The organism is Haloarchaeobius sp. FL176 (genome assembly GCF_024609245.1).
Classification (GTDB): Archaea; Halobacteriota; Halobacteria; order Halobacteriales; family Natrialbaceae; genus Haloarchaeobius.
Genome location: NZ_JANJYH010000005.1, coordinates 21,521 through 38,890 on the forward strand (window position 1 = coordinate 21,521; position 17,370 = coordinate 38,890).

Consider the following 17,370-nt stretch of genomic DNA (forward strand, 5'->3'; position numbering starts at 1 on the left):
GACGCGTTTCGGACAGGCAGAAGCGCCGGCAGTCGTCGACCTCGCTGGAACCACGAACGGCCAGCGGCCCCCGAGTTTTCCGGGTGGCTTCCAATCGCTTTTCAGCCATCGCCTCCAACGAGACTTCGTGCGACGATTCGACGCTGAGTACCTCGAGCACACCCGGAGCGGGATGTGGGCCGACTCGCGGGCGGCGCTCGAACCGCTGGAGTTGGCGCACGCCGACAGCGTGCTCGACGTGGGCTGTGGCACGGGCGAGTTCTCGCGCGTGCTCGCCGAGGAGACCGGTGGACAAGTGGTGGGCTGTGACGCCGACCCGGCGCTGCTCGCGGTGGCCCGGGAGCACGTCCCCGTCGTGGCTGGCGACGCGACGCGGCTTCCGTTCCGCGACGACGCCGTCGACGTGGTGACCTGCCAGGCACTGCTGGTGAACCTGCCCGACCCCGCAGTCGCGGTGCAGGAGTTCGCCAGGGTCGCCGGGGACCGGGTGGCCGTCGTCGAACCGGACAACGCCGCCGTCACGGTCGAGTCGACGGTCGAGCGCGAGGCCGGGCTGGCGCGGGCGGCCCGGGCGGCGTACATCGCCGGCAGCGACGTCGACCCGGCGCTCGGGAGCGACGCGGCTGGACTCCTCGAGGCCGCCGGGCTGGCCGACGTGGAGACGCACCGGTACGAGCACGTCAGGACCCTCGCGCCGCCGTACGACGAAGCGGACCTGCAGGCCGTCGCGAAGAAGGCAAGCGGCGCGGGACTGGCCAGCGACGAGGCCAGTCTGCGGGCGACGCTCTCCGCCGCCGAGTACGACGACCTCCGGGAATCCTGGCGCGAGATGGGCCGCGAGGCCGCCGCGCAGGCCGCCGACGGTGACTATCAGCGGACCGAGAGGGTGCCGTTCTACGTCACGACGGGGCGCGTCGGGTCTGGGCGGTGACCAGGCACCAGCCAGGGATTTTTCCCGCCGGCCATCCAGCAGTCGGCCATGACCGACGAGTCGACCGTCGGGGGCCGCGAGGGCGCAACCGAGCCTGTCGAGGACACGGCTGCCGTCTCGGACGCCTTCGCCGCCCTCGGCGACGAGACGCGCGTCGCCATCCTCGAGGCGCTGGTCGAGGCACGCCGGGGCAACCCGGAGGACCGGGCACTGACGTTCTCCGACCTCCGGACGCGGACGGGCATCGACGACTCCGGCCGCTTCAACTCCCACCTCGGGAAGCTCCGGGGTCGCTTCGTCGAGGAGATCGACGAGGGCTACGTCCTCACCTACGCGGGCCGCGAGGTGGTGGGAGCCATCCTCGCCGGGACGTACGACGCCGACGACGACTCCGAATCGGAGCCGCTCGACGACACGTGTCCCTTTTGTGACGAACCCCTCTCGGCCTCGTTCGATGCCGGCGAGTTCGCGGTCGACTGCGGGAACGACCACACCGTGATGCGCACCTCGGTCGCCCCGAGCGCAGCGGCCGACCGCTCCGTGGACGACATCCTCTCCCTCGCCGCCCGCCAGGCGTACACGATGATCGAGCGGGTGACCGGTGGGGTCTGTCCGAACTGCTCGGGGCGTGTCGACCGCGAGGTCGTTCCGGCGGAGACCGACCTGTCCATCGACTACGTCTTCACTACCACCTGCCGTCGGTGCGGTGCGTTCACCAGATCCTCGGTGGGGGCGGTGGTCCTTCGACACCCTGCCTTCGTCGGCTTCTGCCACGACCACGGTATCGACGTTGTCGACCGCCTGCCGTGGACGCTCCCCTTGCTCACCGACGACGCGACCACCCGGACGAGCGAGGACCCGCCACGCTATCGGGTTCGCGTCGAGGCCGACGACGAACGGCTCGACATAACCCTCGACGAGCGCGGCGTCGTCCTCGCCACCGAGCGAACCACCAGCTAGTCGACAGAACGTCTCTTCTGGAAACCGTTAACACCCCGACGCGACTCCACTGAAACATGGACCCACGAGTCCGAGATCACGCGGAGATCATCGTCGAACACTCCACACAGGTCGAGGCGGACGACAACGTCATCGTCAGCGCCCCGCCGGTCGCCGAGGACCTGGTCGTCGCCATCGCCGAGAAGCTGGGCGAGGTCGGAGCGAACCCGACGTACACGATGAACAGTTCGCGGGCGAGCCGGGCGTTCATGCGCTCCTCGGACCCCGAGGACTTCACCCTGCCCGAGCACAAGCTCGCCGAGATGGAGGAGGCCGACGTGGTCATCATCGTCCGCGGCGACGAGAACACCAGCGAGACGGGCGACGTGGCCCCCGAAACACGCTCCGCGCTGGCCCAGGCCTGGAAACCGGTCCAGGAGGAACGCATGGGCAAGCGCTGGGTCGGGACGCAGTACCCCGCGCCGGGCAACGCCCAGGACGCCGAGATGAGCACTGCAGCCTACGAGGAGTTCCTCTACGACGCCGTCAACAAGGACTGGGACGAACAGCGGGAGTTCCAGGCGAACATGGTCGAGATACTCGACCCCGCCGAGGAGGTCCGCATCGTCTCCGGCGAAACCACCGACATCCGGATGAGCGTCGACGGCATGGTCACGGCGAACGACTACGCCGAACTCAACCTGCCCGGCGGCGAGGTGTACACCGCGCCAATCCCCGATTCGGTCGAGGGCGAGGTGCTGTTCGACAAGCCCCTGATGGCACAGGGCCGCGAGATAGAGGACGCCTGGCTGAAGTTCGAGGACGGTACGGTCGTCGAGCATGCCGCGGAGAAGAACGAGGACGTGCTCGGGGCTGTCCTCGACACGGACGAGGGAGCGCGTCGCCTCGGCGAGCTCGGCATCGGCATGAACCGCGACATCGACCGGTTCACCTACAACATGCTGTTCGACGAGAAGATGGGTGACACCATCCACCTCGCCATCGGGCAGGCCATCGGGCACACCGTCCCGGAGGGCCAGCCGTTCAACGAGAGCGCCATGCACATGGACATGATCGTCGACATGAGCGAGGACTCGTTCATCGAGGTCGACGGCGAGGTCGTCCAGCGCGACGGCACGTTCAGGTTCGAGGACGGGTTCGGCGAGTAGCCGCTCCTCTCAGACCACGTCGCCCCGAACCGTCGCACCCTCCTGCTGCTCGCGCCACTCGTGCAGTTCCGAGGCCGCCGCCTCGGCCTGTTCCTCCTCGAGCCCGAGCATCCCGAGTGCCCGCGAGAGCGTCGGCAGCGCCAGTTCGGACTCGCGGAGCTTCCGCATCGCCTCCTCGCTGCGCTGGCCGTCGACCCAGAGGCAGACGCCGCGGGGGTCGAGCAACGTCGACCAGTCCTCGCGGCGTTTCGCGCCGGCGAGGCGCTGGGTCACGTTGTCGTCGAAGCTGGCGTTGCACACCTCCAGATGGACCGGCTCGTCATCGTCCGGAAGCAGGTGCGCACCGAGGCACTTCTCGGGGGCTGCGTGGCCGTTAGCGTTCGCGCGGAGGTGCTCTGGGTACTGCTCGGCCCACTCCGTGCGGACGGTCTGGCCCACGCCCTGGACGCCGTATTCGGCCTCGAACTCGTCGGCACGGGAGGCGTCGCCGCCGAGCAGGATGTCCTTCGTGAGGTAGACGTCGAGGCGGTCGACGGGGTCCAGCCCGAGCGCCAGATCGCCGTACACCCAGACCTCGCGCACCGGCACGGGCATCTGCTCGGACTCGACCGTGTCGAGGATGTCGGCGACGCGGTCGAGCGCGTCGCCGCGTGGGAGACTCATGTCCGCGAGTAGTCGTCGGAGGTGGATAATGCCCTCGCTCCTCGGTCAGTCCCGCCCGACGTACACCGTCTTCTCGACCGTCGCGTGGGTCGTCCCGTCCGCAGCGACGACATCGACCTCGTACTCGCGGTCGGTGCTCTCCTCGCGCTCCAGCCGCTCCCGGATAGTCGCCAGCTCGTCGTCGGGCAGACGGAACCGGGCGTACAGGTCCTCCGTCCCGGGTCGCTGGAATCGAACCGATGCGGCCTTGTCCCACACGGTGTACTCGTCGGGAAGTGCCTGGATGAGCATCATCGCGTAGATGGGGTCACACGCCCCGTAGATGCTCCCTCCGAACGTCGTTCCCATGTAGTTCCGCGTCCGGAGGTTCCGGGGAATCTCGACCCGGACCTCCTGCCAGTCCTCGGCGATGTACCGGAGCCGGCCGCCGGTGCCCCAGTACGACGGCCACAGGTTGAACCCGAGCCGTTGCAGCCGGGTGCGCCACGATTCGCTCATTGCTCTCCCGCAGGCTGTTCGGGGACGTGAGTGCTGTGGAACCCGTGTCGCGTCGTTTCGGGTTTCTCCGAAATGGTCGGTGGTCGGACTCGGTGAACGAGTTCGCACCCAGATTGTGCTGTCGGTTGCTGTGACCGATGCCGACCAGCGCGGCGACGTGGCCGGGTCCACCCACGGACCGACCGTTCACCCGGAGCAGGTCGTACTGCCGACGATGGTACCCTGTGGACCGACGAGAGTGACGCGGCCGTCGGGGCAGAGTCGTTCGTCCCGGTTCGCGCCGCGGACGAACTTCGGGGGGTCCGAGCGGTCCATCCCTTCGAGGACGCTCGTGGACTCGACGGCGACCCAGCTCCCGGGTTCGAGCGTGAGGCGGTCGAACTCGTAGTCGGCACCGTCGTCGTACTCCAGCGTGTAGCCCCGCATCGGCACGTCGGTCGAGCCGTCGTTGTGGACGTAGACGCGTTCGCCGTTCTCGCCGGGGCGTTCGATGTCGAGGCGGAGCTCGGCGTCGGGCGGGTGGGTGCCGGGGGGGTCGACGGTGTCGAGCGTGCTGAGACAGCCACTCAGGCTCGCGACCGCGGCGGTCAGGACCGCACGGCGGGACGCCGGAGGCATGACACCGGCTTACAGGGGAGGGCACAAATACGTATCCGACGCAGCGGCGGACACGCTGGCGGCGTACCCTGGGGGAAACCCGAGACAGCGGGTCGGCAGTTCTGGGACGTTTATGCCGCGCCGGTTCGACGAACGTGGTATGCAATCGCAGGTCACGAACGAGGATGGGGCGTCGGACCTGGTGTTCGTCCTCGGCTGGGGGAACCGCCACGAGCACGAGAACGTCGACTGGATGGTCCGACAGTTCGCCGACGCCGGCTACCGCGTCCACACGCTCCAGATTCCGGTGTTCCCGGACGACTTCGGCGCGGACTACCTCGGGCCGGTGCGGTCGTACTGCGCGGACCTCGACGAGTTCCGGCTCGCAGGACACAGCACGGGCGGGCTCATCGCGGCGTACCTCGACGGAGCCGAGACGACGACCTACCTGAGCCCGTGGTGGGACTTCCCGCCGGAGTCGAAGGGTGCGCTGTTCTCGCTCGTCGGGAAGCTGGGGCTCGACGCGAAGTTCATCCCCTCGGGCGTCGGCGACCGTCGCGCCATCGGGGAGCTGACGACCGACCGCCAGCTGGCGGACATCCCCGAAAAGGTGTCGCCCCGGTTCGTCCGCGAAGCGAGCCGCGGCCACCGCAACCGGCCCGAAATCGACGACGACGCCGTGGTGTTCTGCTCGCTCCGGGACCAGGTCGTCAGCGTCAGGGCCATCGGCGAGGCCGTCGACGCCGACCAGGTTCGGGTGTACGAGGGCGGCCACGAACTGTTCTCCTCGCGCCGTCGCGACGAGTACGTCGAGCAACTGCTGGCGGCGGTAGACGGCGGGCTGGACGCAGTGTAAGACACACAGAAGCGACGGCGGAACGTGGAGGGCCGCGCGAGCGGGCCGCGTCAGGAGATGTAGCGCAGCCCGGAGCCGTGGTCGCTGTCGCTGTACTCGTCGAGCCCCGCCCAGTTCTCGATGCTGGAGCCGGTCTCAGCGACCGCGTCGAGCAGCCGCTCGGTCGTCACCGCGCCGTCGGCACGCAGGGCCGCCCGCATCGCGAGCGTCGCGACCGTCTCCAGATCGGCGACGGCGTAGCCCGCCGCACGGTCCGCGACAGCACGCCAGTCGACCGACTCGGCGAGCCGGTCGTCGACGTGTTCGCGGAGCACGGCAGCCCGGCGCTCCCGGTCCGGCGGCGGGACCTCGATGCGTTCGTCGAAGCAGCCCGAGTGGAGCACCTCCGTCGCGACGTGGTCGACCAGCGTGGCGGCACCGAGGACGACAACCTCCTCGTCCCGGGTGTCCCGCAACGCGCCCCGGAGCCCGTGGGCGAACGCCGACGGGATACCGCCGGAGCGATGGTCGGTCCCCGCGAGCACGTCGAGGTCGTCGACGAGGACGACACAGGGCGCGTTCGCGCGGGCCACCTCGAAGGCGGCGTCGAGTGCCTCGGTCGGGTCTTCCCCCCAGTCGCCGGCGAGGCGTGCGGGCGTTACCCGGACGAGCGGGACGCCGAGGTCGCCCGCGACGGCCGCAGAGAGCGTGGTCTTGCCACAGCCCGGCGGACCGTACAGCAACGCGCCGTCGAGGCTCCCGACGCCGTACGACTCGTACCGCTCGGCGTCGGACAGCGGGGTGAGCAGGCGCTCCCGGAGGCGCTCGACCACGTTCGGCAGCCCGTCGACGTCCGCGAGCGTCAGCGACGGCTCACCCTCGACGATGTCGGCCGCGTCGAGGTCGACACCGGGCGGCTGGCGGACGTTCTCCCCCGCGACGCCCGTGGCGGCCGCGACCGGGTCGACGTGGTCGTAGTGGTCGAGCCACGAGGGGATCGAGGTGGTCGTCTCGCCGACCGCGGCTCGCAGGTGTGACTCGTCGATTGCGCAGTCCTCGTCGAGGGCCTCCCGGGCGGCGGTCTCCGCGACGAGTTCGAGGTCGCTCGAGGCGTATCCCTCGGTGCACTCGACGGTCCGCGAGAGGTGGATCTCCTCGACCGTCGGCCGGCCCGCGAGGTGGACCCGGAGTATCTCGGCGCGAGCGTCGGCGTCCGGCGGCGGAACCTCGATGCGCTCGTCGAACCGACCGGAGCGGAGGATGGCGTCGTCGACGTCCTCGAGGAAGTTCGTCGCGCCGAGCACGACGACGTCCTCGCCGTCGATCGCCTGCAGCTCGGTCAGCAGCTGGTTGACCATCTGCTGCTCGCTGTTGGTCATGTCGTTGTCCCGGCTGGCGGCGACCGCGTCGATCTCGTCGAGGAAGACGAGACACGGCTGGTTCGCACGCGCGACGGCGAACACGTCCTGAACGTTCTCGGCGGCCTCGCCGACCCACTTGCTCGTCAGATCCGCCGGCGAGAGCTCGATGAAGTTGTGGTCGAGTTCGCCGGCGAGCGCGCCGGCGATGTACGTCTTCCCACAGCCCGGCGGACCGTGGAACAGGATACCGTTCGTGACGCCGAGGTCGTACTCGCGGTAGCGCTCGGGCTCGCGCAGCGGCGAGAGCACCCGCTCCTCGAGCAGCGCTTTCAGGTCGGCCATGCCGCCCACGTCGGCGAACTCCCGACCGGGCTCGGTCTCCAGCAACGAGTCGACGTTCAGCTCGACGCCATCGGGCACGGTGAACCCCTGCTCGGCTGCTGGAACGGTGTCATCCGTGGCGTCGAGCCGGCCGGCCGACCGGACCCGGTCCATCACCGCCGAGGTCTCGGAGACGTACTGCGAGAGCCAGCGCTCGTCGCGGACCCTCCCCCGGCCGTCGGCCGTCCCGAACTCGCGGACGGCACCGAAGCGGTCGGGGTGCTCGTCGCTCGTGAACGCCGCGACCCAGAACGGCAGATAGACCCGCGTCACGTCGTCGACAGAGACGAAGCCGTCGGGCGAGAAGTCGGCCGGAAGCCCGAGGCCCGCACGGAGCTCCTCGACCGCGTCCGGCTCCTGGTCCGCGGCGCGCTCGATACGCGCCCGAAGGAGTTCGGCGGCCTCCCGGTCGGACCGCCGGAAGCGCATCGGCAACGTCGCTTCCGGGCCCCCATCGCCGTGCAGGTCGTAGCGCTCGTCGAGGGCGACGTGCTCGGGGTCCCCGGCGCTCGCGGCGTACGTCGTCAGGTCGGCCTCGTGGTCCTCGCCGAGGCCGTCGACGAGCACGAACGCGTGCCGGCGGTGGTCGTCGTCGCCGGCCCAGCCGTCGACGGGCCGGTAGGCGACGCGGGCACGGACGACCGGGTAGAGCACCCGACAGAGCGCGTCGAGGTCGAAGGCGGACTCCGCGGCGGCCAGTTCGCCCATCGCGTCCCGGGCGACGCCCACGCCGGGGAGTGTGCAGTCGACGTAGGTGGTGTCAAGACTGGTCACGCGGACTCACGCCCGGGGACGGGCTCGTGGAGAGAATTCGAGCGGGACATCGTTGCGTTGGTTCAACGCACCGGGTGTCAAATCACTTTCGAGATGGGCGAGGGCGGGGCGTACGGACCCGAAACGGGTTTCCCGGCCCGTCGACAACCGACGAGCGATGACCGAGTGCACCAGATGCGGCCGGGAGGCCGTGATGCACGCCGCCTACTCCGGCGCGCACCTCTGCGAGTCGCATTTCTGCGAATCCGTCGAGAAGCGGGTGCGAAAGCGCGTCCGCGAGGACGGCCTGGTGCCACGCGACGCGACGCCCGACGACCCCGAGACGTGGGTCATCGGACTCTCCGGCGGGAAGGACAGCGTCGTCCTCACGCAGATCCTCGACGAGACGTTCACCGAGGACCCCCGCATCGAGCTGGTCGCGCTGACTATCCACGAGGGTATCGAGGGCTACCGCGACGAGAGCGTCGACGCCTGCGTCGAGCTCGCCGACGAGCTCTCGATGCGCCACGAGCTCGTCACCTACGAGGACGAGTTCGGCGTCCGGATGGACGACGTGGTCGAGGACGACCCCGAGAACATGGCCGCCTGCGCCTACTGCGGCGTGTTCCGCCGCGACCTGCTGGAGCGCTACGCCGACGAGTTCGGCGCGGACAAGCTGCTGACCGGCCACAACCTCGACGACGAGGCCCAGACGGCGATGATGAACTTCCTGGAGGGCGACGTGGCCCAGATGGCCAAGCACTTCGACGCCTCCATCGGCGGCTTCGACGGCGACGACGCCCGCAAGGAACAGGACGAGTTCGTCCCCCGCGCGAAGCCGCTGCGCGACGTGCCCGAGAAGGAGGTCGCCCTCTACTGTCACCTCCGCGACCTCCCGGCGCATATCACCGAGTGTCCGCACTCGAGCGAGGCCTACCGCGGGGAGATACAGCAGTTGCTGTACGAACTGGAGGAGAACCACCCCGGGACGCGCCACTCCATCATGGCCGGCTACGAGGAGCTCGCAGGCGTGCTCGCGGACCGGTACGACGAGGACGGCGACGGTCCCGACCTGCACGAATGCGAGGAGTGCGGCGCGACGACGACCCGGGACCGCTGCCGGAAGTGCTCGCTGCTCGACTCGCTCGAGGCGGTCTAGAGCCAGGATGCCGGGATGCCGAGCACGACGGCGAGGAAGCCGACGAGGACCCCGGCGTCCACGTACTGGCGGTCGAGGTCGCCCCGCTCGTCGGCGTAGAGGCTCACGCCCACGAGGACGACACCGAAGCCGAACAGCCCGAGTGCCAGCGGTGTGTCGTGGATGCCCGTCGTCTCGCCGCCGTGGGCCGCCACGCGGCCGGTGAGAGCGAGGACACAGAGCACCGCCGTCGTCACCGCCCCGGCACCGGTGCGCGACCGGCCGCTCACGCCGCATCACCACGCGACGGTGTCGGCGCGACGACGTAGGTCAGCAACAGCCCGGTCGTCGACGTGTTCGCCATATTCGAGCGTCGTGCGGGCACCCGCTTATACGTTTTAGATTCCTTGCTGTCCCAGAACACACCACGGCGACGTTCCACACAGCCCGCGTGTGGCGTGTAAGACACACCCCGAAACCGATTTGGGACGTGGCATGGAACGGCGACCATGGGACTGCTCGACGCGCTGCGGAGCCTGCTGCGGTCGTCGTCGTCGGACGATTCGGTCGAGGACCCGGCCGAGCGTGCGACGCCGGCGGCCGACCCCGACCGGATGTACGCCACCGCGCCGTCCGACGACGACGACGAGCACGACCGCGACCCCGCCAGGTCGGGGCAGCCGTCGAACCCACCGGAGCTGTTCGCCCGGGAGGCCGAGGAGTGTGCCGACTTCTGGAGCGACTACGAGCTGGATTTCACGACCGACTCGCTCGCACGGCTCGACGACGCTGTCGACGAACGGTTCGAGTCACGACGGTTCGTCGGTGTCGAACCGGCCGCGAGCGGGAGCGCCGACGCACGCGCGTTCGAGCGCGCAGTCCGCTCGTTCGGCAGCTACTGCGGCGAGACGCTCGTCCGCGACGCCGGCTGAGAGTGGGTAGAGCACGACGACTGGCACGTCACCGACGGCGACGAAACGGTCGACCCGTTCGCCGTCGCGACCGACGTCTTCCGTTCCGAGACGTCGTTTACGTCCGTCCGTGACTGAGTCGGCCAGCGCCGCCGCTTCTCGGTCGGGTCGAAAGAAAGTGGAATACCGATTCAGCGGATGACGTCGAGTCCGTTGTTCTTCTCGATCTCGTCCTGGCCGCCGTCGCCCCAGGTGCTACCGGAGCTCGAGCCGCCCCCGCTGGCCGGCTGGTCGCCGCCGTTCTGGACCGGCTGACCGCCGGGCTGGGCCTCGAACTCCGCCTCGTCGACGCCGTCGATGGCCTGGCGGGACTTGTTGGCCTGCTTCTGCGTGCTCGGGCCGAGCACCTGCGCGCTCTGGACGCCGGTCATGATGGCCATGACGCGGACCTTACCCTTGTAGTTCTCCTGGATGCGTGCGCCCCAGATGACGTTCGCGCTGGCCTCCAGCCGTTCGGTGATGTTGTTCGCGATGCCCTCGGCCTCCTTCAGCGTGAGGTCCGGGCCACCCGTGATGTGGACGAGCCCACCGGATGCACCACGGTAGTCTACGTCCAGCAGCGGGTGGTTCATCGCGTCGTTCACCACCTCGCGCGTCTTGTTCTTGTCCTGTGTCTCGCCGACGAGCATCACCGCGACGCCACCCTGGTTCATGATGGACGTCATGTCGGCGTAGTCCAGGTTGATGAGGCTCGGCTGTGTGATGGTCTCCGAGATCCCCTTGACCGTCTCGGCGATGATCTGGTCCATGACCGAGAACGCCTTGCCGATGGGCAGGTTCGGGACGTAGTCGAGCAGCCGGTTGTTGTCCAGCACGATGATGGAGTCGGCCTCCTCGCGGAGCTTCTCCAGGCCTTCCTCGGCCTTCACCGTGCGGGCGCGCTCGACGTTGAACGGCGTCGACACCATGCCGACGACGATTGCGCCCTGTTCCTTCGCGATGCTGGAGACGACCGGGGCGGCACCGGTACCGGTCCCGCCACCCATGCCGGCGGTCACGAACACGAGGTCCGCGTCGCCGAGCACCTCCTTGATCGTGCCCTGGGCCATCTCGGTCGCGCGCTCGCCCATCGAGGGGTCGCCGCCCGCGCCGAGCCCGTTGGTGAGGGACTTGCCGACCAGGATCTTCGTGTCGGCTTCGATCATCTTGAGGTGCTGCTTGTCGGTGTTGATGGCGACGGTGTCGGCACCGTCGACGCCGATGTTGTACAGTCGGTTGACGGTGTTGTTGCCGGCGCCACCGCAGCCGACGATGACGATGCGCGGATCGCCGAACTCGTCACCTGTCGTGTCGGCCTGCTGCTTCTGCTCTCGTTCCTCGTGCTCGAGGGCTTCTTGGACGATATCCTGCATCGTTAGACCTTTGCCCAGGTGCGCTGGGATTTCTCGTTCGAACGGTCGTTCTGCTCGTTGAGCATCTCACGGACTGCCGACCGGATCGCTTCGCTCCGGTTCGGGTACTCGCCCGTTTCGACCATCTGTTCAACCTCCTCTATCTGCTGCTTCGGTATTCGCAGTGTCACACGCTCCATGGTTCTGATTCCCCTTTGGGTAAGACGTCCCGCGTGGCACATTGTTGCACGCGTTCCGTCTTACACACCGAAACCGTACGCGGGAGCCCCGTATTCTCCCGAATCCGTGTGTGTAAGACACCCGTCTTACGCAACTGTATGCACTGTGTCATACATAATAAATCTACCGCCTATTTCGACCGCCGAGTCGTCGTCTCGTGTGACGACAGCCCTGTTTGTCCTACGCCGAGTCCAACACGTCCGCTGCCGGCGTCCGACGCCCGCAGCTCGGACAGAACCCCCAGTCCGAACGGATCTCGTCGCCACAGTCACAGAAGACTCGCCGCGACGCTTTCTCACCACAGTTCGGACAGTACACGTGGTCGTCGTCGAGCGCCTCGCCGCACTGTCCGCAGTCCCGGTCGACATCCGCCGTCTCCGGCGTCGCCGTCGATTCGTCCGACACCGACGCACGCCCCGGCCCCGGCTCCGCCCCCTCGAACTGAAGGTTCACGTTTACGTCCTGTTGGTGCGTGCGCATGTGATACGCCACACGCTCGTCCACGAGATTCGTCACCCGGTCAGCCAGGAACCCGTCCAGCGTGTCGGTCGAACCGTCCGACGACCCACCCGACGGCTCCGCGAGCTCGTCTTCGAGGTACGCGCGGAGCGCCTCCCGAACGAGCTGGCTCTTCGACTCCTCGCGCGCCTCCAGACGCTCGACCAGCTCGTCGTCCGCGCGCACGGTAATCTTACTCATATCCGCTTCGCACACAGTTCTATGCGCCAACTATTTCAATCTATCTGCCACGTCTGACACTGGTCGTACGGCACACCGTCAGGACCGCGAATGATAACCCTTAAATCGTACTCGGTGACTACGTGAGAGTGCGCCCGCCCTTAGCTCAGACTGGTAGAGCAGTCGACTGTAGATCGACTTGCCCCCCGTTCAAATCGGGGAGGGCGGATTCGAAATTAAGGAGGGGGCGACGCCCTCTGCCGGGTTCAACACCCGTCTTCTTCCGTGTTCTCAGAATAGAGCGGTAGCGCCGTTTACGGGGTGGGCTGCGTGAGCGCAGACCGCTTCGGCATCACCACCGACGAGCTGCGCTATCGCAAGCGCGCGAAACCGAAGCCGACCACGGCGCGCGAGTTCCGGTGTGACGAGTGCGGCGCGCGCTGTACGCGCACCCTCCGCGGCCGGGAGGCCGGTCATCGAAAGGGTTGCTCGCGACGACTCCAGCGCCTCGGGAAAGGGAAGCGCGCCCAACCCGCGTCCGACGGAGGTGATGGCGACGATGGCAAGCTCCGCCCAGCCGTCGTCGATGCCGTCCAGCTCGGTGGTCGCGAGAACCCAGACCACGCCGAGGATCGAGATGATCGGCGCGTGCGAGATACGGAGCCGGATTCCAGCACGCCCGTGAAGCTCCCAAAGATGTTCACCTGCGGTGCGCTGGTCCCGAGAGTAATTGCGCTCATGATCGGAACCAGAATCACTACTTCAACGCCGATCTGGTTCCGTCCCGTACTACACCCGAACCGACGCGAACTAGCACTTCGAGGGGCGCACAGCGAGGAAGCTATGCGAGAGCCGACCGGGCCAGTGTAGCGAGAAAGGTTCCGAAACTCGACGTTACGGTATCGGCTTTTTGCTGATTATCTGTGACTGCGCGCCGTTCGAAGACGTCCACACGATCTCGAGTATCTCGCCATCAGCCCCAGTGTGCGAGCAGTAGTCCGCGCCCGTCGAGTTGTTCACGATAACCTCGCCCGCGGTTACGCTAGTGCGGTTCACAACCTGACAGTCGCCGCCTGCCCACGGTCCACTGAGGGAGAGACGTGTTGCGTCCAGGACGGTCCCGCCGCCGTGGGAGACCGTCACCTCTTGTCGCGGGTCGTTGAAGTCCCACGTGAACTGGTTCTGCGGCGGGCTCTCCTCGGTCTCACCGATGTTCAGGACGAATGCACCGATGACGGCCGCGAGGATGACCGTTACTGCGACCATCAGAATGACGCCGATGACAGGCGACACGGCGTCGTCCTCGGTGAGTATCGTTCGTAGTTGCATGTGTCTCTGGTCGGTGTCGTGTACGAAAAAACGGGTTCGCGGTAGTTAATTCCCAGGCGTTACGGGACCGTCGACTCGGCGACGATCTGGCTGTTCTCGCCAGAAGACGAGGTCCAGGTCAACGTCAGCGTCTTGCCCGAGTTCGCGCCGTGCGTACACATGTCCTTCCCGTTCGTCGAGTTGACGATAGTTTCCCCGGCGCTCAGACCTTTTTCGGTCGACAGATAACAGGTTTCATTGTTATCAGACAGCTCCGTGCTGGTGTTCTCCCATGCACTGCCGAAGTCGAGCTGGCTGGCGTCGAGCGAGCCACCGCCGCCATGAGAGACAGTCACGTTCTCACCCGTAGAGTTATACTCGAAGCTGAACTGATTCTGCGGTGCCGTTTCCTGGTTCCCGCCGATGTTCAGCACGAACGCACCGATGACGGCCGCGAGAATGACTGTGATCGCGACCATAAGGATCACGCCGATAACCGGCGAGACCGCGTCGTCGTCCGTGAACAGTTGCTTGAGGTCCATCATTGTGTATCAGGGCACCGTGGAGTCAGCGACGATCTGGCTGTTCTCGCCAGAGTTGGACGTCCACGTGATTTCGAGCGTCTCGCCGGAATCAGCACCCGGGTCGCACGGCGTGCGGGTGTCGTCGTCAGCGTCGTTGTCAACGATCGTATCGCCGGCAGACAGTCCGCTTGTGGAGTGGAGGTTGCACTCAGGTCCGGTCGCAGAAGCGTTGTCCCAGCCGTTGCCGAGGCTGAGCTGGGTCGCGTCAAGCGTGCCACCGCCGCCGTGCGACACGGTCACGTTGCCCGTGCTATTGTACTGGAAGTCGAACTGGTTCTGCGGTGCCGTTTCCTGATTCCCACCGATGTTCAGGACGAATGCCCCGATCACTGCGGCGAGAATGACCGTAATCGCGACCATCAGGATGACCCCGATGACCGGCGACACGGCGTCGTCGTCTGTGAAGAGTTGCTTGAGATCCATCATTGTGCTATTATCCCACACCTGACGAGGCTCCACCGTCGCGTCCCAGCGCGACGTCCGCCTTGTCGGTGTTACCTGACCCACACCGAGGACACGTAATAAACCCATCGGCCCATGACGGGTTTCGGACTATAACCGGTCGTTACAAACCGCTTTCAGGGGGTGCTTGGGGTCGGTCAAGCCCCCATTGAAATCCGCATAGACAGTTTAAAACTCCAAGAATACCATGATTATCATACCTGAAATCGACACCACCACTTTAAGGTCAAAATTATAGTACTTCTTCACCACCGGCCAACAGGGTTATGTACAATTATTATTCACCACGGTCGTCAGTGCTCGCGCGCGCTCCAGCTCGTAGAACGGTGAGACGGGGCTGACACCCCAGTCCGCCCCGTCTTGATGTGGGATACAAGGTCATGATGGACCTTGCAGACCCGGACGCGGGTACGTCCGGTACCGGAACCAACACCGGGGTCGTAGTTAAAGATGTCCGAGCAACTTCACCGGGCGACAATACCTCTCACACGGTTACGTTCACGACCAGCAGTGAGACGATTCTGACCGTGAGTATCGTGGCTGTCCCGCTGGAAAGCTCGTGCTCTGTCTAGACGAGACGCGCGACTGCGACGCCGAGGCCGGCAACGAGCGCGGCCATCGACGCCTGGAGTGCGACGCCGAGGAGGGGCGCACCACCGACCAGCGAGAGCGTCGCGGCGGTCGCGAACACCAGCGCGACGGCGAGGTGGAACGTGAGCGTCAGTGTGGGGACGTTCCACCCGATGTCGATGTCGGGCACCTGCTGCATACCGACCCTTCGCACCGGAGCGCCAAAAACGAGAGTGCGGCGGCACCGCGGCCGTACGCGTCGGGGTCAGTTCCGCGTGTACACGACGACGGTGTTCGCCACCATGTCGCCGACCCGCTTGTTCTGGTCGTTGGTGTACGCGGCGACGATGCCGACGATGTAGAAGCCCGGGAGGATGTCGACGATACGGAGCAAGTTTCGTATTACGGCCGCACCCCAGCTGATGTCGGAACCATACTCGTTCACGACGACGATGCCACGCAGAGACTTCCCGGGGGTCTGACCGGAGTAGCCCTCGCAGATGATCTGGTAGAGCGGCAGGACGACGGGCAGCCCGAACTGGACGGCGAGCAGGGCCCCACCGATGCCGGCGAGGCTCCCGTCGCCGACGACGATGCCGCCGAGGTACCCGAGCCCGCCGACGACGATGGCCACGAGGAGGCTGTCGAGGAGCAGTGCTTCGAATCGTCGGTCCAGGACGCCAGCGTACTTGTCGATGTCTGGGGTGGGATAGCGTTCCATGGCCACACTGTCAAAAAACCACTATTTAACCTTGGGTTAAATCGTCGGGAACTGAGTTGCGGTTTAGCTTCGAGAGGCACAGGAGTTAGGCCGGTGGGTCCGGACAGTACGGGTATGACGACGGAGCTCACGGACATCGAGACGGTCCACGAGAAGCGGTCGTGGCTGTTCACCGCGCGGGACCCCTACGGGGAGCCGGAGGAGGTCATCCTGGTGCCCTGCGAGGAAGGGGTCGAAGCGTGGGTGAACCGGTGTACACACGAGGCACAGAAGCTCGACCGCGGGTTCGGCGCGGCGATGCGGGACGGCCAGATCATCTGCCCGAAGCACGGGTCGATGTTCGACAGCTGCTCGGGCTACTGCGACAACGGTGAGGCCGCGGAGACGACGCTCGTGTCGGTGGACGTGACGGTCGAGGACGGGACGGTGTACCTCGAGGACTCGACCTACGAGTTCGGCCACGAGGGCGGCGCGGACGACGACGGCGACGACGATGACGACGACATGCCGAGTTCGACCTCCCACATCGGACTGTAAGACACCCGTCTGGAGGCCCGCCGGACCGCGTCGTTCAAGTAGACTTGGGCTAGTCTCAGGGTAGTGGCAGTCTCGTTCGACCTGTTCGGGACGCTGGTCGAGCGCGTCGATTCCGGGGGCGACGACCCGGCGGCGCGCGTCGCGGCCGAGCTAGCGGCCCGCGACGTTGCGGTCCCGGACGACTGGGCCGACGCCTATCGTGAGAGACACATCGACGCGCCGGAGGGCGCGGAGGTCCCACTCCCGGCGCACGTCTCCGCGGCGTTGTCGAGTCGCGGCGTCGAGACGCCGAACAACGCGGCCCGCCGGGCAGTCGTCGCCGCGTTCGACCCCGACGTCCGGACACGTCCAGGCGCGGTCGACGCGGTCGCGGCCGCCCGCGAAGTCGGCCCGGTCGCGCTCTGTTCGAACTGTTCGGTGCCGGAGCTCGTCGGCCGGACGCTCGTCCGGTCAGAACTCTCGCGGGGCGACTTCGGGACGGTCGTGAGCAGCGTCGGCTGCGGGTGGCGCAAGCCCGCCGCCGAGATGTTCGAGACGACGGCGACCCGACTCGGCGTCGACCCCGCCGAGGTCGTCCACGTCGGGGACGACCCCCGGACCGACGGCGGTATCGAAGCACTCGGCGGGCGGTTCGTCGACGTCGCCGACGTACCCCTGACCGAACTCTCCGACGAACTGGGGTGGACCGGATGACGGCGGCGCA

At 67.0% G+C, this 17,370-nt stretch carries 22 protein-coding genes and 1 tRNA gene; 10 read left to right on the plus strand and 13 right to left on the minus strand.

Features of this window, described 5'->3' with window-relative positions:
• Window positions 1-127: 127 nt before the first annotated feature.
• From NO978_RS10670 to NO978_RS10680, 3 genes are read left to right on the plus strand one after another with little or no spacing between them, the layout of a single operon-like run.
• Entirely contained in the window at window positions 128-931 is an 804-nt protein-coding gene (locus NO978_RS10670) for a methyltransferase domain-containing protein (protein WP_257299580.1), read from the plus strand.
• 48 nt (window positions 932-979) lie between these two features.
• Complete coding sequence (locus NO978_RS10675; RefSeq protein WP_257299581.1) at window positions 980-1,891, plus strand: helix-turn-helix transcriptional regulator; 912 nt, start codon at window positions 980-982, stop codon at window positions 1,889-1,891.
• Between the two features lie 56 nt (window positions 1,892-1,947).
• Window positions 1,948-3,039, plus strand: coding sequence for an aminopeptidase (locus tag NO978_RS10680; protein ID WP_257299582.1), 1,092 nt, complete (start codon window positions 1,948-1,950; stop codon window positions 3,037-3,039).
• A gap of 9 nt (window positions 3,040-3,048) precedes the next feature.
• On the opposite strand, the gene NO978_RS10685 is transcribed toward NO978_RS10680, so the two are convergent.
• The 3 genes from NO978_RS10685 to NO978_RS10695 all read right to left on the minus strand — a co-directional run bounded on the left by NO978_RS10685 (window position 3,049) and on the right by NO978_RS10695 (window position 4,818).
• On the minus strand, window positions 3,049-3,702 hold the full coding sequence (locus tag NO978_RS10685) for a hypothetical protein (RefSeq protein ID WP_257299583.1): 654 nt from the start codon (window positions 3,700-3,702) through the stop codon (window positions 3,049-3,051).
• 45 nt (window positions 3,703-3,747) lie between these two features.
• On the minus strand, window positions 3,748-4,200 hold the full coding sequence (locus tag NO978_RS10690; protein ID WP_257299584.1) for a DUF4442 domain-containing protein: 453 nt from the start codon (window positions 4,198-4,200) through the stop codon (window positions 3,748-3,750).
• 186 nt (window positions 4,201-4,386) lie between these two features.
• A complete protein-coding gene (locus NO978_RS10695; RefSeq protein WP_257299585.1) occupies window positions 4,387-4,818 on the minus strand; it encodes a lamin tail domain-containing protein in 432 nt (143 codons plus the stop codon).
• Between the two features lie 139 nt (window positions 4,819-4,957).
• Between NO978_RS10695 and NO978_RS10700 the strand changes: the two genes are divergently transcribed.
• Window positions 4,958-5,653, plus strand: coding sequence for an alpha/beta hydrolase (locus NO978_RS10700; RefSeq protein ID WP_257299586.1), 696 nt, complete (start codon window positions 4,958-4,960; stop codon window positions 5,651-5,653).
• A gap of 50 nt (window positions 5,654-5,703) precedes the next feature.
• Here the strand turns inward: NO978_RS10700 and NO978_RS10705 are convergent, their stop codons facing one another.
• Window positions 5,704-8,148, minus strand: coding sequence for an AAA family ATPase (locus NO978_RS10705; RefSeq protein ID WP_257299587.1), 2,445 nt, complete (start codon window positions 8,146-8,148; stop codon window positions 5,704-5,706).
• 157 nt (window positions 8,149-8,305) lie between these two features.
• Here NO978_RS10705 and NO978_RS10710 point away from each other — a divergent pair, with 157 nt between their 5' ends.
• Window positions 8,306-9,286, plus strand: coding sequence for a TIGR00269 family protein (locus NO978_RS10710; RefSeq protein WP_257299588.1), 981 nt, complete (start codon window positions 8,306-8,308; stop codon window positions 9,284-9,286).
• Here the strand turns inward: NO978_RS10710 and NO978_RS10715 are convergent.
• A complete protein-coding gene (locus tag NO978_RS10715; protein WP_257299589.1) occupies window positions 9,283-9,555 on the minus strand; it encodes a hypothetical protein in 273 nt (90 codons plus the stop codon). The genes NO978_RS10710 and NO978_RS10715 overlap by 4 nt on opposite strands.
• Window positions 9,556-9,774: 219 nt before the next feature.
• On the opposite strand from NO978_RS10715, the gene NO978_RS10720 reads away from it, so the two are divergent.
• Entirely contained in the window at window positions 9,775-10,197 is a 423-nt protein-coding gene (locus tag NO978_RS10720; RefSeq protein ID WP_257299590.1) for a hypothetical protein, read from the plus strand.
• A gap of 170 nt (window positions 10,198-10,367) precedes the next feature.
• Here NO978_RS10720 and ftsZ read toward each other — a convergent pair whose 3' ends face one another.
• The 3 genes from ftsZ to NO978_RS10735 all read right to left on the minus strand — a co-directional run bounded on the left by ftsZ (window position 10,368) and on the right by NO978_RS10735 (window position 12,506).
• On the minus strand, window positions 10,368-11,588 hold the full coding sequence (gene ftsZ, locus NO978_RS10725; protein ID WP_257299591.1) for a cell division protein FtsZ: 1,221 nt from the start codon (window positions 11,586-11,588) through the stop codon (window positions 10,368-10,370).
• A gap of 2 nt (window positions 11,589-11,590) precedes the next feature.
• A complete protein-coding gene (locus NO978_RS10730; protein WP_089735902.1) occupies window positions 11,591-11,767 on the minus strand; it encodes a ribbon-helix-helix domain-containing protein in 177 nt (58 codons plus the stop codon).
• Window positions 11,768-11,987: 220 nt separating this feature from the next.
• The gene (locus NO978_RS10735) at window positions 11,988-12,506 is read right to left on the minus strand and encodes a zinc ribbon domain-containing protein (protein WP_257299592.1); all 519 of its coding nucleotides are present in this window, start codon (window positions 12,504-12,506) and stop codon (window positions 11,988-11,990) included.
• Window positions 12,507-12,640: 134 nt separating this feature from the next.
• On the opposite strand from NO978_RS10735, the gene NO978_RS10740 reads away from it, so the two are divergent.
• Window positions 12,641-12,714 (plus strand) — tRNA-Tyr (locus NO978_RS10740).
• Window positions 12,715-12,815: 101 nt separating this feature from the next.
• Window positions 12,816-13,355 (plus strand): hypothetical protein, encoded by a 540-nt coding sequence (locus NO978_RS10745; RefSeq protein ID WP_257299593.1) that lies wholly within the window; start codon window positions 12,816-12,818, stop codon window positions 13,353-13,355.
• A gap of 24 nt (window positions 13,356-13,379) precedes the next feature.
• Here NO978_RS10745 and NO978_RS10750 read toward each other — a convergent pair whose 3' ends face one another.
• From NO978_RS10750 to NO978_RS10770, 5 genes are all read right to left on the minus strand, one after another.
• Window positions 13,380-13,814: a type IV pilin N-terminal domain-containing protein gene (locus NO978_RS10750; RefSeq protein ID WP_257299594.1), complete on the minus strand. Its 435-nt coding sequence runs from the start codon at window positions 13,812-13,814 to the stop codon at window positions 13,380-13,382.
• A 59-nt stretch (window positions 13,815-13,873) separates the two neighbouring features.
• The gene (locus NO978_RS10755) at window positions 13,874-14,335 is read right to left on the minus strand and encodes a type IV pilin N-terminal domain-containing protein (protein ID WP_257299944.1); all 462 of its coding nucleotides are present in this window, start codon (window positions 14,333-14,335) and stop codon (window positions 13,874-13,876) included.
• A gap of 9 nt (window positions 14,336-14,344) precedes the next feature.
• Window positions 14,345-14,803, minus strand: a complete 459-nt coding sequence (locus NO978_RS10760) for a type IV pilin N-terminal domain-containing protein (protein WP_257299595.1) — start codon at window positions 14,801-14,803, stop codon at window positions 14,345-14,347.
• 604 nt (window positions 14,804-15,407) lie between these two features.
• Window positions 15,408-15,608 (minus strand): hypothetical protein, encoded by a 201-nt coding sequence (locus NO978_RS10765; protein ID WP_257299596.1) that lies wholly within the window; start codon window positions 15,606-15,608, stop codon window positions 15,408-15,410.
• 66 nt (window positions 15,609-15,674) lie between these two features.
• Window positions 15,675-16,130, minus strand: a complete 456-nt coding sequence (locus NO978_RS10770; RefSeq protein ID WP_257299597.1) for an RDD family protein — start codon at window positions 16,128-16,130, stop codon at window positions 15,675-15,677.
• Between the two features lie 114 nt (window positions 16,131-16,244).
• Here NO978_RS10770 and NO978_RS10775 point away from each other — a divergent pair, with 114 nt between their 5' ends.
• Both NO978_RS10775 and NO978_RS10780 read left to right on the plus strand, forming a co-directional pair.
• Window positions 16,245-16,667: a Rieske (2Fe-2S) protein gene (locus NO978_RS10775; RefSeq protein ID WP_257299598.1), complete on the plus strand. Its 423-nt coding sequence runs from the start codon at window positions 16,245-16,247 to the stop codon at window positions 16,665-16,667.
• Window positions 16,668-16,730: 63 nt separating this feature from the next.
• A complete protein-coding gene (locus tag NO978_RS10780; protein WP_257299599.1) occupies window positions 16,731-17,360 on the plus strand; it encodes an HAD family hydrolase in 630 nt (209 codons plus the stop codon).
• Window positions 17,361-17,370: the final 10 nt, after the last annotated feature.

Bases quoted from the DNA above. Each gene is read 5' to 3' on its own strand.
- NO978_RS10730 (WP_089735902.1), bottom strand. From the start codon at position 11,767: ATGGAGCGTGTGACACTGCGAATACCGAAGCAGCAGATAGAGGAGGTT.
- NO978_RS10675 (WP_257299581.1), top strand. From the start codon at position 980: ATGACCGACGAGTCGACCGTCGGGGGCCGCGAGGGCGCAACCGAGCCT.
- NO978_RS10735 (WP_257299592.1), bottom strand. From the start codon at position 12,506: ATGAGTAAGATTACCGTGCGCGCGGACGACGAGCTGGTCGAGCGTCTG.
- NO978_RS10720 (WP_257299590.1), top strand. From the start codon at position 9,775: ATGGGACTGCTCGACGCGCTGCGGAGCCTGCTGCGGTCGTCGTCGTCG.
- NO978_RS10755 (WP_257299944.1), bottom strand. From the start codon at position 14,335: ATGGACCTCAAGCAACTGTTCACGGACGACGACGCGGTCTCGCCGGTT.
- NO978_RS10680 (WP_257299582.1), top strand. From the start codon at position 1,948: ATGGACCCACGAGTCCGAGATCACGCGGAGATCATCGTCGAACACTCC.
- NO978_RS10690 (WP_257299584.1), bottom strand. From the start codon at position 4,200: ATGAGCGAATCGTGGCGCACCCGGCTGCAACGGCTCGGGTTCAACCTG.
- NO978_RS10710 (WP_257299588.1), top strand. From the start codon at position 8,306: ATGACCGAGTGCACCAGATGCGGCCGGGAGGCCGTGATGCACGCCGCC.
- NO978_RS10685 (WP_257299583.1), bottom strand. From the start codon at position 3,702: ATGAGTCTCCCACGCGGCGACGCGCTCGACCGCGTCGCCGACATCCTC.
- NO978_RS10695 (WP_257299585.1), bottom strand. From the start codon at position 4,818: ATGCCTCCGGCGTCCCGCCGTGCGGTCCTGACCGCCGCGGTCGCGAGC.
- NO978_RS10775 (WP_257299598.1), top strand. From the start codon at position 16,245: ATGACGACGGAGCTCACGGACATCGAGACGGTCCACGAGAAGCGGTCG.
- NO978_RS10760 (WP_257299595.1), bottom strand. From the start codon at position 14,803: ATGATGGATCTCAAGCAACTCTTCACAGACGACGACGCCGTGTCGCCG.
- NO978_RS10750 (WP_257299594.1), bottom strand. From the start codon at position 13,814: ATGCAACTACGAACGATACTCACCGAGGACGACGCCGTGTCGCCTGTC.
- NO978_RS10765 (WP_257299596.1), bottom strand. From the start codon at position 15,608: ATGCAGCAGGTGCCCGACATCGACATCGGGTGGAACGTCCCCACACTG.
- ftsZ (WP_257299591.1), bottom strand. From the start codon at position 11,588: ATGCAGGATATCGTCCAAGAAGCCCTCGAGCACGAGGAACGAGAGCAG.
- NO978_RS10770 (WP_257299597.1), bottom strand. From the start codon at position 16,130: ATGGAACGCTATCCCACCCCAGACATCGACAAGTACGCTGGCGTCCTG.
- NO978_RS10700 (WP_257299586.1), top strand. From the start codon at position 4,958: ATGCAATCGCAGGTCACGAACGAGGATGGGGCGTCGGACCTGGTGTTC.